Source organism: Streptomyces barringtoniae, assembly GCF_020819595.1.
Lineage (GTDB): Bacteria > Actinomycetota > Actinomycetes > Streptomycetales > Streptomycetaceae > Streptomyces > Streptomyces barringtoniae.
In genome coordinates this window covers 151929-166224 of the sequence record NZ_JAJHNP010000012.1, presented here as the reverse complement: position 1 = coordinate 166224, position 14296 = coordinate 151929, and the positions used below count along the sequence as shown (strand labels likewise).

The window sequence follows — 14296 nt, the reverse complement described above, 5'->3', positions numbered from 1 at the left end:
CCGAGTCCACAGCAGTTCGCACATTTCACATCTCACGTCCGGTGGGAGGAACCCATGAGCCGTGCTGTGCCCGAACAGAAACGAACCTGGAGGACAGGTACTGCTCCCGGCATATTCCCGATCCTCGGTCACGGTATCGCCTTATACCGTCGGCCGCTGGCGTTTCTGAATTCTTTGCCCGCGCACGGGGATCTGGTCGAGATACGGCTGGGCCCCCAGCGCGCCTGGATGGTGTGCCACCCCGAGCTGACCCACGAGGTGCTCATGGACCCGCACACCTTCGACAAGGGGGGCCCGCTGTACGACAGGCTCGGCAAGCTGATGGGGGACGGTCTCGTCACCTGCCGTCAGCCGGCGCACCGGAACAAGCGCAGGCTGCTGCAACCGGGCTTCCATCCCTCCTACGTCGCCCATTACACGGATCTCGTCGCGGAGGAGGCCGAGGCGGTGTGCCGGGCGTGGCCGGCGGGTCGGACGGTGCCCGTGACCGAGGCGATGATGACCCTCACGACACGCGTGATCAGCCGGGTCCTGCTCTCCGACGCGCTGGACGACACGACGGCCAACGAGGTGCGGGACTGCCTCACGGACATCGTCCGTGGCCTGTTCGTCCGCACGGTCGTACCGATCGACGCCCTGTTCCGCCTCCCCACACCCGCCAACCGCCGCTACCGGCACGCGCTGTCACGTCTCCACGCGATCATCGACACGGCGATCGCGCAGCGCCGCCGGGGCGCCGACCGCGACGATGTGCTGGGAACCCTGCTGGCGGCCGCGCGCGGCGACGGCGCAGCGGCGGCGATCACCGACCAGGAGGTCCACGACCACCTGATCACGCTGCTGCTCACGGGCGTCGAGGCCCCGGCGCTGTGCCTGGCCGACGCCTTCAGCCTGCTGGCCCGCCACCCGGAGGCCGAGCGCCGCCTGCACGCCGAGCTCGACGCCGTCCTCCCCAGAGGCCGACGGCCCGGCCCCGAGGACCTGCCGCACCTCGTCCACACCCGGTGCGTCGTCCTGGAGACGCTGCGCCACTCGTCCCCCGGCTGGCTCTTCACCCGCGTCGCCACCAGGGAGACGGAACTCGCCGGATGCCGTCTGCCCGAGGGAGCCACCGTTCTGTACAGCCCCTACCTCCTGCACCACGATTCCTCGTCGTTCCCCGACCCCGGGCGTTTCGACCCCGACCGCTGGTTGCCGGGAAAGCCCACCGCCGAGCAGCGCCGGGCGCTGATGCCGTTCTCCGCGGGCAACCGCAAATGCCTCGGTGACGAGTTCGCCATGGTGGAGGCCACCCTGGCGCTCGCGACCATCGCCGGCCGACGGCGCCTGCGCCATCTTCCCGGTTACGTCGAACGGGCACCGCGCCCCGCGATCACGCTCGGCCCGCGTTCCCTGGTAATGGCCTGCGAAACCCGTTCGCACATGCCTTCAGGCGCACCGGATTCCCGGACGGCAGGTGACCACGTTGTCGACCACACATGAGGAAACCCCGGTCGCCGTACCGGACGGAATTCCGGTCCCCACCCTCAGGGACCTGATCGACAGCCATCTCCACATGCCCTTCCCGTTCGAGCGCAATCCCCATGAATCCGAAGCCGCGGCCGGCGTCGACGCATGGCTGAGCGCGTGGGGGCTGACGGACGAACCGGGTGTGGCGGCGATGATCGTCCGCACGCGCCCCGCCCAGCTCGCGTCCTACAACAGCCCCGCCATGGATGCCGGTCTCCTCCAGATCGTGGCCAACCAGATCGCCTATCAGTTCGTCTTCGACGACCGCGCGGAGGACACCGGTCGGCGCTCACCGGGCAGGCTGGTTCCCATGCTGTGCGAGAGCGTCGGGATCCTGCGGGACGGCCGGCCGCCCGGCACTCCCCTCGGCGCGGCTCTGGCCGATCTCCACCGACAGGTCCGGGAACGGTGCACACCCGCGCAGGCGGCACGGTGGGCCTGGAAGAGCCGGGAATACGTGCACGGCCTGTTGTACGAGGCGGTGGCCCAGGCCCAGCCCTTGCTCGTGCGGACTGGCAACTGCACCTCGATACGGTCGCTGACCGCGGGCGTCGAGCCGTTCTACCCGCTGTGCGAGGCCGCCCAGCCACACGAACTGCCGCCCGCCGAGCTCCACCACCCCGTCGTCCAGCGGCTCAGCCGGCTGTCGGCCGACGCGGCGGTGTGGATACCCGACCTGTTCTCCGCGGTGAAAGAACAGCGCGCGGGCGAAATGATCAACCTGGCCCTTGCCCACCAGCGCGAACACCGGTGCTCTCTGCAGACCGCCGTCCTCATGGCCATCGAGCAGATCAACGCGACGATCAAGGAGTTCCAGGAGCTCTACGCGGAGATCGAACCGGAGTTGAGCCCCGCGGGCGTCGGCTACGTGGAGGGCATGATCGGCTGGATCCGCGGGTGCTACCACTGGTCCCGCACCGTGCCGCGCTACGCGGACGTGGCTTCGGTGCCCGCGGTGCCGTGGTCCGGTCAGGTCCCATACCCGGCAGGCAGGCATTGTCCCACGTGAAGCCAATGATTCACCCTATGGTGCCCAATCCGTCCTGCCCCGCCTCGACGAGGCGTACGCTCGGCTCTCCCCCGGCCGAACGACACAAGGCGGTACGGCACATGGCGATGGCGCCGCGGCGACCGATCACGGAGCAGCGGAGGTTGATCGAGCGCCGACGGGAACTCGAGGCACTCGACACCGCGTTCCAGGAGTTGCGGCGCACCACGGGCGGCGTGCCGCGAGCCGGGCGCAGCGGTCTGCTCGCCTTCTCGGGGCAGGCCGGTCTGGGCAAGACGGCACTCATCACGGAAGCACGGGCCCGGGCCGCGGCCCACGGATTCACGGTGCTGTCGGGCAGGGGCGGTGAGACGGAGCAGGGGTCGGCGTTCCGCGTGGTGCGCCAGTTGGTGCAGCCCTCGCTGGCCGCCATGGACGGGGCGGAACTGCGCTCCTTCATGGGCAGTTGGTACGACATCGTCGCCGCCGCGCTGGGTCTCGAAGCGAGGGGTTCCGCCCCCGCGCCGGACCCGACCGGGGTCCGCGAGGGACTCGACTGGGTCATGACGCGTCTCACGGTGAAGAAGGCACCCGTCGTCCTGCTCCTGGACGACCTGCACTGGGCGGACGCCGAGTCCCTGAGCTGGCTCGCCTCCTTCGCCCCACGGGTGGAGGACCTGCCGCTGCTGATCGTGGTGGCCTACCGGCCCGACGAGCTGCCGCCCGAGGCGGGCGAACTCCGGTCGCCGGCCGGACACCGGGAGAACCGCCCCCATGACCTGGCACTGCTCACCGCCGACGGCGTGGCGCAGATCGTCAGGGAGGAGATCGGGGAGGCGGCCGAGGACCGGTTCTGTGAGGAATGCTGGTCGGCCACCGGCGGGAGCCCCTTCGAAGCGGTGGAGCTCGCCATCGGACTCGCCGAGCGGAAACTGAGCGGCACCGACGACGACCTGCCCGCGATGCGTGAGCTCGCCGCGGCGATCAAGGGCCCGGGACTCATCGAGCGTCTGGAACGGCTGGACACGGCGACCGTGCGCTTCGCGCACACCGCGGCCGTCCTGGGGTCTCCCTTCTCACCGCGGCTCGCCGCGACCATCGCGGTGCTCGGCGACGAGGCCGTCGCCGAGTCGACCCAGAAGCTGCGCGCGGCCCGGATCCTCGCCGACGGCCACGGCCCCGAGGGCGAGCTGGAGTTCGTGCACCCACTGATCGCCACGACGGTCTACCGGTCCATCCGCACGGCCTTCCGGGCCGGTCTGCACAACACCGCCGCGCAGACCGTGCTGGCCGCGGGATACGGCCCCACCGCCGCCGCCCGGCATCTGCTGGAGGTCCCCTGCGAGGGCAGTAACGAGACGGTCGACTGTCTGCGCGAGGCCGCTCGCGAATACCTCCGCGCCGGGGCGACGGAGGCCGCCCGGCGTCTGCTCTCCCGCGCACTGCAGGAACCGCCGCTGCCCGAGGACCGCGCCGCGCTCCTTCACGAACTCGCCTGCGCCACGTTCCTGATCGAGCCCACGGCCACGGTGAGGCATCTCCGCCAGGCGCTGGCGGAACCCCGCGTCGACCCGGATCTGCGTGCCTCCATCATCTTCCGGCTGACGCAGGCCCTGGCCCACACCGATCAGCTGGCCGAGGCGGTGACCGTGGCCGCGGAAGAGGCGCGGCAGACGAAGAGTCCGCGCGTGAAACTGCGGATGCAGGCCGATCAGTTCGTCTGGAGCATGGTCCGCACCGACGACCCCGACTCACCCGCCCGCTCCCGGACACTGGCGCGTCTGGCCGAGCGGTTGCCCGGTCGCGGTCTGGAGGAGCGCTACATCCTGGGACTGCGGGCCTGGGACGCCGTCAAGCGCGGCGAACCGCGGCAGACCGCCCTCACGTACGCCGAGAAGGCCCTGCGCGGCGGCATGAGCTGGATCGACGAGAACCACGGTTTCGAGGTGCCCGTCTCGGTCGCCCTGGTGTTCGTGTACGGCGACCAGCCGCGGCGGGCCGAGGAGTTGTTCAACAAGGGTATCGCCGAGTGCGTGGCGAAGGGCTGGCGCGGCTCCCATCTGGCCTTCGGCCAGACCCTCGCCGGCTACATCCGCTACCAGCGCGGCTGCCTGGCGGAAGCCGAGGATCTCGCGCGGGAAGGCCTGCGCATCGCCGGCAAGGTGGCAGGGGCCGTACCCGCCCAGTTGTTCGCCGTCGGCATCCTGATCCAGACCCTGCTGGCCCGAGGCCGTGTCGCCGAGGCACGCGCGCTGGCCGACGAGCACCGCTTCGGTGAGACGACTCCGAACGCCGTCATCTATCCCGATCCGCGCACCGTGTACGCGGAGCTGCTCCTGGCGGAGGGACGGCAGGCCGAGGCGGCGCCGCTGCTGTCGTCGGTCGGGCACTGGCTGGACGGGCGGGCCTGGCGGAACCCGGCCTGGTGTCCGTGGCAGCTGCGGCTCGCGTCCGCCCTCGCCCCCACCGCGCCGCAGCAGGCCGTCGGCCATGCCCGGGACGCCGTGCGGCGCGCCCGGCACTTCGGCGCCGCCTCCGCCCTCGGCCAGGCCCTGCACACCCTCGCCGAGGTGACCGGCGGGCCGACGGCACTCGACCTGTACGCGGAGGCCGTCGACCAGCTGGAGCAGTCGCCCGCCGCTTACGAGCTCGCCCGTGCCCAGATCGGCCACGGCGCCGCACTGTCCCGCGACGGCCGGCTGCAGGAGGCCGCCGACCGGCTCTACCAGGGCCTGGAAGGCGCCGTGCACTGCGGGGCCGAGGCGCTCGCCGCCCGGGCGAGGGAAGAGCTGTCGGCGGCCGGACTGCGCCCGCTGCCGCTGCGCTATGCGCAGGCGGACACCCTGACCGCCCAGGAACGCCGTACCGCAGAACTGACCGCCCGGGGACACCCGGTGGCAGTGGTCGCGAAGGAAATGCGCCTTCCCGAGCAAGGCGTGCGGCAGTTGCTGTCCAGCGTCTACCGCAAGGCCGGCACCGACGCGGCCGGCCTCGCCCGGTTCCTGGCGGCCGGAACCCACCCTCGCCCGTGAAGCCGCAGGTCCGGGCCCCGTGTCCCGCCGTGGTCACACCGGCCGTGTGCGCCCCTCCCAGTACGGGTCCCGCAACCGCCGCTTGTACAGCTTGCCGTTGGGGTCGCGGGGCATCTCGGCGATGAAGTCGACGCTCTTGGGCCGCTTGTAGCCGGCGAGCCGCTCGGCGCAGTGGTCGAGGAGGGCGGCGGCCAGGGCCGGGCCGGGCTCGTGGCCGGGGGCCGGTTCGACCACGGCCTTGACCTCCTCGCCCCAGTCGTCGTGCGGGATGCCGAAGGCGGCCGCGTCGGCGACGGCCGGGTGGGAGAGCAGCACGGACTCGATCTCGGCCGGGTAGATGTTGACCCCGCCGGAGATGATCATGTCGATCTTGCGGTCGCGGAGGAAGAGGTAGCCGTCCTCGTCCAGGTAGCCGAGGTCGCCGACGGTGAAGAAGTCGCCGATGCGGTTCTTGCGGGTCTTGGCCTCGTCCTTGTGGTACGAGAAGCCGCCGGTGCTCATCTTCATGTAGACGGTGCCGAGCCGGCCCGCGGGGAGCCGGTTGCCGTCGTCGTCGAAGACCGCGAGTTCGCTGATGGACCAGGCCTTGCCGACGGTGCCGGGTTTCTTCAGCCAGTCCTCGGCGGTGGCGAAGGCGCCGCCGCCCTCGCTGGCCGCGTAGTACTCCTCCACGCAGTGGCCCCACCAGTCGATCATGGCCCGTTTGACGTGGTCAGGGCAGGGGGCGGCGCCGTGGACGGCGTGCCGCATGGACGAGACGTCGTAGCGGGCCTTCACCTCGGCCGGAAGGGCCAGCAGACGGTGGAACTGGGTCGGGACCATGTGGGTGTGGGTGCACCGGTGGGTGTCGATCAGGCGGAGCATCTCCTCGGGGGTCCACTTGTCCATCAGGACCAGGCCGTGGCCTATGTGCAGGGACGCGCCCGCGAACTGCAGGACGGCCGTGTGGTACAGCGGCGAGCAGACCAGGTGGACGTTGTCGCCGAAGGGCTTGATGCCGAAGATCCCGAGGAAGCCGCCCAGGTAGGCCTCCTCGGGTGTCTTGCCGGGCAGCGGGCGGCGGATGCCGCGCGGGCGTCCCGTCGTACCGGAGGTGTAGTTCATGACCCAGCCGAGTTCCCGGCCGGAGGGCGCGGACTCCGGCTGTCCGTCCAGGAGTTGGGGGTAGGGCCGGAAGCCGTCGGCCTCGCCGACCGCGTACCGGTGGCTCAAGGGCAGTCCCGCCTCGTCGGCGGCGGCGCGCGCGGCGGCGGCGAACCGCTCGTGGGCGATGAGCACCTTGGCGCCGGAGTCGGCGACGATCCAGGCGATCTCGGGGCCTACGAGGTGGTGGTTGACCGGGACCAGATACAGGCCGGCCTGGGTGGCGGCCAGGTAGGCGGTGACGAACTCGACGCCGTTGGGCAGGACGACGGCGAAGGCGTCACCGCGCTCCAGTCCGGCCGCGCGCAGCCCGTGGACGAGCCGGTTGGCGGCGCCGTGCAGTCGTCCGGCGGTCCACTCCTCGCCGTCGGGTGCGACGAGGACCGTGCGGTCGGGGTGCTGGGCGGCCTGGGCCCAGAATCCGGCGGGGGGCGTGCTGGTCACTTGCCGCTCCTTCCGGCGATGCGGTTGATGCGGTCCACGGCCTTCTCGAAGCCGCGGGTGAGGTCGTCGAAGACGGCCTGGACGCTTCGTTCGCTGCTCATCCGGCCGACGATCTGGCCGACCGGCGTGCCGAGCAGCGGCTCGACCTCGTACTTCTGGATCCGGGAGACCGCCTCGGCCACGAGCAGCCCCTGCAGCGGCATGGGCAGGGTGCCGGGGCCGGCCGGGTCCTCCCAGGCGTCGGTCCACTCGGTGCGGAGCTGGCGCGCGGGTTTGCCCGTGAGGGCACGGGAGCGGACGGTGTCGCCGGACCCGGCGGCGAGCAGCTTGCGGGTCAGGGCGGGCGAGTGCAGGTCCGCTTCTGTAGTGGTCAGCCATATGGAGCCCAGCCACACACCCTGCGCGCCGAGTGTGAGCGCGGCTGCCACCTGCTGTCCGCTGCCGATGCCTCCCGCCGCCAGCACCGGCAGCGGATCGACGGCCTCCACCACCTCGGGCGTGAGCACCATGGTGGCGATCTCGCCGGTGTGGCCGCCGGCCTCGTAGCCCTGGGCGACGACGACGTCGATGCCCGCCTCCTGATGCTTGCGGGCGTGCCGGGCGCTGCCCGCGAGCGCGGCGACCAGTACACCCCGGTCGTGGGCGCGGGCGACGACGTCGGCGGGCGGGGAGCCGAGGGCGTTGGCGAGCAGCTTGATCGGATGGTCGAAGGCGACGTCGAGCTGGGTGCGGGCGACCTGCTCCATCCAGCCGGTGATGCGCCACCCGGACGCCTCGCCCTCGGCCAGTTCGGGGACGCCGTACCTGGCGAGGGTGTCCCGCACGAACTGCCGGTGTCCGTCGGGGATCATCCCCTCGACGTCCGCTTCGGTCACGCCCTCGACCTTCTTCGCGGGCATGACGACATCGAGTCCGTAGGGCCGGCCGCCGGCATGGGCGTCGAGCCAGTCGAGGTCGCGTTTGAGGTCGTCGGGGGCGGTGTAACGGACCGCGCCGAGCACGCCGAAGCCGCCGGCCCGGCTGATGGCCGCGGCGACGGCGGGGAACGGCGTGAAGCCGAAGACGGCGTGCTCGACTCCCAGTTTCCTGCTCAGCTCCGTCTGCATGGGCGCAGGATGCCGCAGCGGGCCGGTCGACGGAAGAGCTTTTCTGACGTCCCGTCAGATTCCTTTGGTCTTCCGGTGCGTCATGCAGTGGCCTCCAGCACCGCCATCGCCGCGTTGTGTCCCGGTACGCCGCTCACCCCTCCCCCGCGCACCGCGCCCGCGCCGCACAGCAGGACGTTCGCGTGCCGGGTCTCCACGCCCCAACGGCCCGTGTCCTCCTGGGCATACGGCCAGGACAGGGTGCGGTGGAAGATGTTGCCGCCGGGCAGCCTGAGGTCCCTCTCGAGGTCGAGCGGGGTCTTGGCCTCGATGCAGGGGCGGCCTTCGGCGTCGGTGGCCAGGCAGTCGGCGAGGGGTTCGGCGAGTTGGGCGTCGAGCTGGGCGAGGGTCGACTTCAGCAGTTCCTCGCGTACGGCGTCGTTGTCCCGGTCGAAGAGCCGGGCCGGGGTGTGCAGGCCGAACAGGGTGAGGGTCTGGTAGCCGCGCTCGGCGAGTTCGGGGCCGAGGATCGTGGGGTCGGTCAGCGAGTGGCAGTAGATCTCCGAGGGCGGCACGGCGGGGAGTTCACCGGCGGCGGCCTGGGCGTGGGCGGTGGCGAGCTGCCGGTAGCCCTCGGCGATGTGGAAGGTGCCGGCGAAGGCCTCGCGCGGGTCGACGGCCGTGTCGCGCAGCTTCGGCAGCCGGGTGAGCAGCATGTTGACCTTGAGCTGGGCGCCCTCCGCGGGCTCGGGTGCCGGGTCCCCCGTCAGGACGGCCAGGTCCTGCGGGGAGGCGTTCACCAGGACGTGCCGGGCAGCGGCGACGCCCTCGCCGTCGGCGGTGCGGTAGGTGACCTCGGCGGCGTGTCCGTCGGTGGCGATCCGGACCGCCTCGTGCCCGGTCGCGATGACCGCGCCCGCCGAACGGGCCGCGGCGGCCAGGGCGTCGGTGAGGGCGCCCATGCCGCCGACGGGCACGTCCCAGGCGCCGGTGCCGCCGCCGATGACGTGGTAGAGGAAGCAGCGGTTCTGGGCGAGGGAGGGGTCGTGGGCGTCGGCGAAGGTGCCGATAAGGGCGTCGGTGAGGACGATGCCCCGGACCAGGTCGTCCTGGAAGGCCTCCTCGACGACGACGCCGATCGGCTCTTCGAACAGGGCCCGCCAGGCGGTCTCGTCGTCGATGCGGCTGCGCAGTTCCTCGCGGGTGGGCAGCGGCTCGGTGAGGGTCGGGAAGACGCGTTCGGCGACGCGCGTGGTCATGCCGTAGAAGCGCTGCCAGGCCTGGTACTCGCGCTCGCCGCCGGTCAGCCGGGCGAAGGCCTCGCGGGTGCGCTGTTCGCCGCCGCCGACGAGAAGTCCCGTGGGCCGGCCGTCCCGCTCCGCCGGGGTGTACGACGAGATGGTGCGGGCGCGGACCCGGAAGTCGAGCCCGAGATCGCGCACGATCTTCTGCGGCAGCAGGCTGACCAGGTAGGAGTAGCGCGACAGCCGGGCGTCGACGCCGGCGAAGGGGCGGGTGGAGATCGCGGCGCCGCCGGTGTGGTCCAGCCGTTCCAGCACCAGCACGGAACGGCCGGCCCGGGCCAGGTAGGCGGCTGCGACCAGGCCGTTGTGGCCGCCGCCGACGATGACGGCGTCGTATGTGCGGGTGTGCTCGTTGGCAGGCATGGTTCTTCGTAACACGTGATGATCCATTGCGGCCAGAGGCGTGCCCTGACTGTGGGCCGGGCAGCCGGGGGCGCGCCGTTTGATCGGGTGGCCGCGGCACCCGGTCTCCGTCAGGTGCCGCCGGACGCGTGCCGTCGGCGGACCACCGCGAGCCTGCGGTACAGCTCGCCGGCCTCGGTGCCCCGGCCGAGGAGCTCCAGACAGTGGGCCTCGTCGCCGCGCGCCGCGAGGGTGTCGGGGTGGTCCGGGCCGAGGACCTCCTCGCGGGTGGCGGCGACCCGCCGGTACTCGGCGAGGGCCTCGGCCCAGCGGCCGAGCCAGCCGAGGGAGACCGCGATCTCGCGGCGGCTGACGAGCGTGTCGGGGTGGGCGGGGCCGAGGACCTGCTCGCGGAGCAGGCAGACGTCGCGGGCCTCGGTCAGGGCGTCCTCCCAGCGCCCGAGCCGGCCGAGGTTGACCCCGAGTCCGTGCCGGGCGCGCAGCGTCTCGGGGTGGGTGGGGCCCTGGACGCGGGTGCGGTCCACGACAAGCTCCCGGTACAGGCGCAGGGCGTCCGCGCTGCGGCCGAGGCGGCCGAGGCTGAGGGCGGTCTCGTAGCGGGCGGCGAGGGTGTCGGGGTGGTCGGGGCCGAGGACTCGGGCTCTGGTCCCGGCGACCTCGCGGTAGATGCGCAGCGCCTCCTCCCAGCGGCCCGACTGGCCCTGGGCGTAGGCGACTTCGCAGCGCGAGACCAGGGTGTCGGGATGGTCGGCGCCGAGGACGCGGGCCCGGGCGGCGGCCACCTCCAGGGCCGTACGGCAGGCGTCGTCCAGGCGGCCGAGCCGGCCGAGGGTGCAGCCGAGGTTGTGGCGGCAGCGCAGGGTGTCGGGGTGGTCGGGGCCCATGACGCGCACCCGGGCGGCCAGCACCTCCGCGTACACCTGGTGGGCCTCGAAGTGGCGGCCCAGCCGGCCCAGTGCGTAGGCCGTCTCCTGGCGGGCGGCGAGGGTGTCGGGGTGGTCGGCGCCGAGGACGCGCGCCCGGGCCTCGGCGAGGTTCGTGTAGGCGGCCAGCGCCTCGGCGATCCGGCCGGCACGGACGAGCGCGAAGGCCGCCTCGTAGCGGGCGGCGAGGGTTTCGGGGTGATCGGGACCGGAGCGCTCGGCGGTGGGCGCAGTGCGCGCTGCGGGAAACGCCGGTACGGGTTGTCGAGCGTCTGCAGGTCCGTTGTGGCTGGTCGCGCAGTTCCCCGCGCCTCTTCGGGGCGCGTCCCGCCGGACGGCGTCCCAGCGGACCGACAGTGCCGCCCCCGCGTCCGGGCTCAGCGCGCCCGGTCCGGCGCCGAGTGCCTTGTGGCCGGTGGTCATGCCCCGGGTCCAGGACGGCAGCCGGGCCGCGCCTCTCGCCTCCGGTATCTCCGCGGCCGTGCCGGAGGGGGCCGCGCCGCGCCCCGCGCGTATCCGGCGAACCAACTCCCCGGCGTCGTGGGGCCGTTCCTCGGGCCGTTTGGCCAGCAGGTCCAGGATGACGCGCTGGAGGTGGCCGGGCAGCTCCGGGCGGTGTTCGCTCGGGGGCCGGGGCGGGGTGTCCCGGTGGCCGATGAGGATCGCCCAGGCGTCCTCCAGGTCGAACGGCGGAGCCCCGGTGGCGATCTCGTACAGCACGCAGCCCAGCGAGTAGAGGTCGCTGCGCTGGTCCACCGGCTCGCCGCCGATCTGCTCCGGGGACATGTAGTGCGGGGTGCCCAGCGCGACCCCCGTGCCGGTCAGCCGGGCGGTGAAGCCGATGTCGTGGCCGAGGCGGGCGATGCCGAAGTCGCAGATCTTCACCGTGCCGTCGGCCAGCCGCACGATGTTGGCCGGTTTCAAGTCGCGGTGTATGACCCCCTGTCGGTGGGTGTAGGCGAGGGCGGCTGCGACCTGCGCGGCGATGTCCTCCACGTCCCGCACCGGCAGCGGATGCCCCTTGTTGTCCTGCAGCAGCCGGCTCAGATCGCGGCCCTCCAGGAGCTCCATCACCAGGTACGGGACCCCGTCGGACTCGCCGAAGTCGTGCACGACGGTCACCCCGCGGTGGGAGAGACCGGCGGCCACCCTGGCCTCTCGGCGGAAGCGCTCGCGCAGGACACCGGCCAGGGACGGATCGTGGCCGGGCCCGAGTGGCTTGAGGCACTTCACCGCCACCTGCCGGCCCAGGGACTCGTCCCGGGCCCGCCACACCTCGCCCATCCCGCCCCGCCCGATCAGGTCGAGCAGCCGGTACCGGCCCTGAACCAGCCTGTTCTCCCCCATAGCGATCCGCCGCCCCCGTCGCCGTCCGCCCCGCCGCCGGAAGGCCGGCCCGGCACCGCACTGCGCCGCGCCGGCCCGATCCGCGCCACACCCCCCTGCTCGTCCAGTATGGCGGCCTATCGCCCGACTTTGTACGGTGCCGGACGCGCTTGGGGTCCGAGCCGCGCCATGGCCCGCAGGATGTGTTTGGGCGGCAGTTGCCAGCGCACACGTGCGGGAACGCACCGCAGCACCGCGCCCGTGGCCCGCAGCCGGCGGGTGACGACCGCGGGTGCGGGGGCCGGTCTGCCGTACAGCTCATGGGCGTACGGCGGCAGAGCGGCGTACGCCAGGTACGCCACGCGCCGCCACAGCACCTCGCGCGCGGGGACGAGAAGGGGATGCGTCGGCGGACGGAGCAGGAAGTCGTCCACCTCGCGTGCCTCGGGCCCCGCCGCCAGCTCCGGCCGTATCTTCCCGAAGTACGCGGCGAGTTCGGACCGGCTCGCCGGTACGGTCTCCGGGTCGAGGCCCACCAGGCGTGCGCTGACCCGGTGTTCGGCTACGTACCGGTCGGCCTGGGCGCCGGTGAGCGGGAAGCCGGAGCGGCGCAGGACGTGCAGATAGGAGTCGATCTCCGCGCAGTGCACCCAGAGCAGCAACTCTGGTTCGTCGACGCCGTACCGCTCGCCGGTCTGCGGGTCGGTCGCCGTCAGCATGCTGTGGATCTTCCGCACCCGGGCGCCGGCCTGCTCGGCGGCCTCGGTCGTGCCGTACGTCGTCGTCCCGACGAAGTTCGCGGTGCGCATCAGCCGGCCCCAGGCGTCGCGCCGGAAGTCGGAGTTCTGCAGGACGCCGCGCACCGCGCGCGGGTGCAGGGCCTGCAGGTAGAGCGCGCGGACGCCGGCGACCCACATCATCGGGTCGCCGTGCATCTGCCAGGTCACGGAGTTCGGCGTGAACAGCCCCGGGTCGCCCATGCCCGCAGGCTAGCGCCGCACCCTGGGCATCCCCAGGCCGATCCAGGAGATGATCTCGCGCTGGATCTCGTTGTTGCCGCCGCCGAAGGTGAAGATGACCGCCGAGCGGTAGCCGCGCTCCAGCTCGCCGTGCAGGACGGCGCCCGCCGAGCCCTCCTTCAGCGGGCCCGCGGCCGCGACGATCTCCATGAGCCAGGCGTAGGCGTCCCGGCGGGCCTCGGAGCCGTAGACCTTGACGGCGGAGGCGTCCTGCGGGGTGAGCGTGCCGTCCTCGACGGCGCCCACCATCTGCCAGTTGAGCAGCTTCATCGCGTCGAGCCGGGTGTGGGTGCGGGCCAGCAGCCGGCGCACCCACGGCAGGTCGGCCACCCGGCGGCCGTCGGCGAGCTTGGTCTCCATAGCCCAGCGCTGCACGTCGTACAGGGCGCGGATGGCCATGGTGCCGTGCGCGGCGAGGGTGACGCGTTCGTGGTTGAGCTGGTTGGTGATCAGCCGCCAGCCCTGGTTCTCCTCGCCGACGCGCCGGGAGACCGGGACGCGGATGTTCTCGTAGTAGCTCGCGGTGGTGTCGTGGGAGGCGAGGGTGTTGATGACCGTGCAGGAGTAGCCGGGGTCGGAGGTCGGCACCAGCAGCATGGTGATGCCCCTGTGCGGCGGGGCGGCGGGGTCGGTGCGCACGGCCAGCCACACCCAGTCCGCGGTGTCGCCGTTCGTCGTCCAGATCTTCTGCCCGTCGACCACGTACTCGTCCCCGTCCCGTACGGCCCTGGTCTTCAGGGCGGCGAGGTCGGTGCCGGCGTCGGGCTCGCTGTAGCCGATGGCGAAGTCGATCTCGCCGGAGAGGATGCGCGGCAGGAAGTACGCCTTCTGTTCCTCCGTGCCGTACCGCATGATCGTCGGGCCGACCGTGTTCAGCGCCATCAGCGGCAGCGGTACGCCGGCCTGGGCGGCCTCGTCGAAGAAGACGAACTGCTCCATCGCCGTCATGCCGCGCCCGCCGTACTCCTCGGGCCAGCCGACGCCGAGCCAGCCGTCGGCGCCGAGCCGGCGGATGGTGTCGCGGTAGAACCGCTTCTGCGCGACCGGGTCGGCGTACCGGGCGTAGGCGTTGTCCGGGACCAGCTGTGCGAAGTAGGCGCGCAGTTCGGCGCGCAGTCGCTGCTGCTCGGGCGTGTGGTCGAGGTGCACGGCGCCTCCAG

The 14296-nt window shown here is 72.5% G+C and carries 9 protein-coding genes; 3 read left to right on the top strand and 6 right to left on the bottom strand.

The features are described 5' to 3' along the window. The first annotated feature begins 174 nt into the window (after window positions 1–174). The 3 genes from LMU33_RS23075 to LMU33_RS23065 all read left to right on the top strand — a co-directional run bounded on the left by LMU33_RS23075 (window position 175) and on the right by LMU33_RS23065 (window position 5529). Window positions 175–1482, top strand: a complete 1308-nt coding sequence (locus LMU33_RS23075; protein ID WP_249814123.1) for a cytochrome P450 — start codon at window positions 175–177, stop codon at window positions 1480–1482. Continuing rightward, a complete protein-coding gene (locus tag LMU33_RS23070; RefSeq protein WP_228622430.1) occupies window positions 1457–2518 on the top strand; it encodes a (-)-alpha-amorphene synthase in 1062 nt (353 codons plus the stop codon). The genes LMU33_RS23075 and LMU33_RS23070 overlap by 26 nt, the downstream gene beginning before the upstream one ends. A 101-nt stretch (window positions 2519–2619) precedes the next feature. After that, window positions 2620–5529 (top strand): ATP-binding protein, encoded by a 2910-nt coding sequence (locus LMU33_RS23065; protein ID WP_228622429.1) that lies wholly within the window; start codon window positions 2620–2622, stop codon window positions 5527–5529. Between the two features lie 33 nt (window positions 5530–5562). Here LMU33_RS23065 and LMU33_RS23060 read toward each other — a convergent pair whose 3' ends face one another. The 6 genes from LMU33_RS23060 to LMU33_RS23035 all read right to left on the bottom strand — a co-directional run bounded on the left by LMU33_RS23060 (window position 5563) and on the right by LMU33_RS23035 (window position 14285). Further along, a complete protein-coding gene (locus LMU33_RS23060) occupies window positions 5563–7116 on the bottom strand; it encodes an acyl-CoA synthetase (protein WP_228622428.1) in 1554 nt (517 codons plus the stop codon). Continuing rightward, window positions 7113–8222: an NAD(P)H-dependent flavin oxidoreductase gene (locus LMU33_RS23055; protein WP_228622427.1), complete on the bottom strand. Its 1110-nt coding sequence runs from the start codon at window positions 8220–8222 to the stop codon at window positions 7113–7115. The genes LMU33_RS23060 and LMU33_RS23055 overlap by 4 nt, the downstream gene beginning before the upstream one ends. A gap of 80 nt (window positions 8223–8302) precedes the next feature. Beyond that, window positions 8303–9868 carry a phytoene desaturase family protein gene (locus LMU33_RS23050; protein ID WP_228622426.1) on the bottom strand — a complete coding sequence of 522 codons (1566 nt, stop codon included), beginning with the start codon at window positions 9866–9868 and terminating at the stop codon, window positions 8303–8305. Window positions 9869–9978: 110 nt separating this feature from the next. Further along, window positions 9979–12138, bottom strand: coding sequence for a serine/threonine-protein kinase (locus LMU33_RS23045; RefSeq protein WP_228622425.1), 2160 nt, complete (start codon window positions 12136–12138; stop codon window positions 9979–9981). Between the two features lie 116 nt (window positions 12139–12254). Beyond that, complete coding sequence (locus LMU33_RS23040; RefSeq protein ID WP_228622424.1) at window positions 12255–13097, bottom strand: oxygenase MpaB family protein; 843 nt, start codon at window positions 13095–13097, stop codon at window positions 12255–12257. 9 nt (window positions 13098–13106) lie between these two features. Continuing rightward, a complete protein-coding gene (locus LMU33_RS23035; protein ID WP_228622423.1) occupies window positions 13107–14285 on the bottom strand; it encodes an acyl-CoA dehydrogenase family protein in 1179 nt (392 codons plus the stop codon). Window positions 14286–14296 lie beyond the last annotated feature (11 nt).

Bases quoted from the DNA above. Each gene is read 5' to 3' on its own strand.
- LMU33_RS23040 (WP_228622424.1), bottom strand. From the start codon at position 13,097: ATGGGCGACCCGGGGCTGTTCACGCCGAACTCCGTGACCTGGCAGATG.
- LMU33_RS23055 (WP_228622427.1), bottom strand. From the start codon at position 8,222: ATGCAGACGGAGCTGAGCAGGAAACTGGGAGTCGAGCACGCCGTCTTC.
- LMU33_RS23065 (WP_228622429.1), top strand. From the start codon at position 2,620: ATGGCGATGGCGCCGCGGCGACCGATCACGGAGCAGCGGAGGTTGATC.
- LMU33_RS23045 (WP_228622425.1), bottom strand. From the start codon at position 12,138: ATGGGGGAGAACAGGCTGGTTCAGGGCCGGTACCGGCTGCTCGACCTG.
- LMU33_RS23050 (WP_228622426.1), bottom strand. From the start codon at position 9,868: ATGCCTGCCAACGAGCACACCCGCACATACGACGCCGTCATCGTCGGC.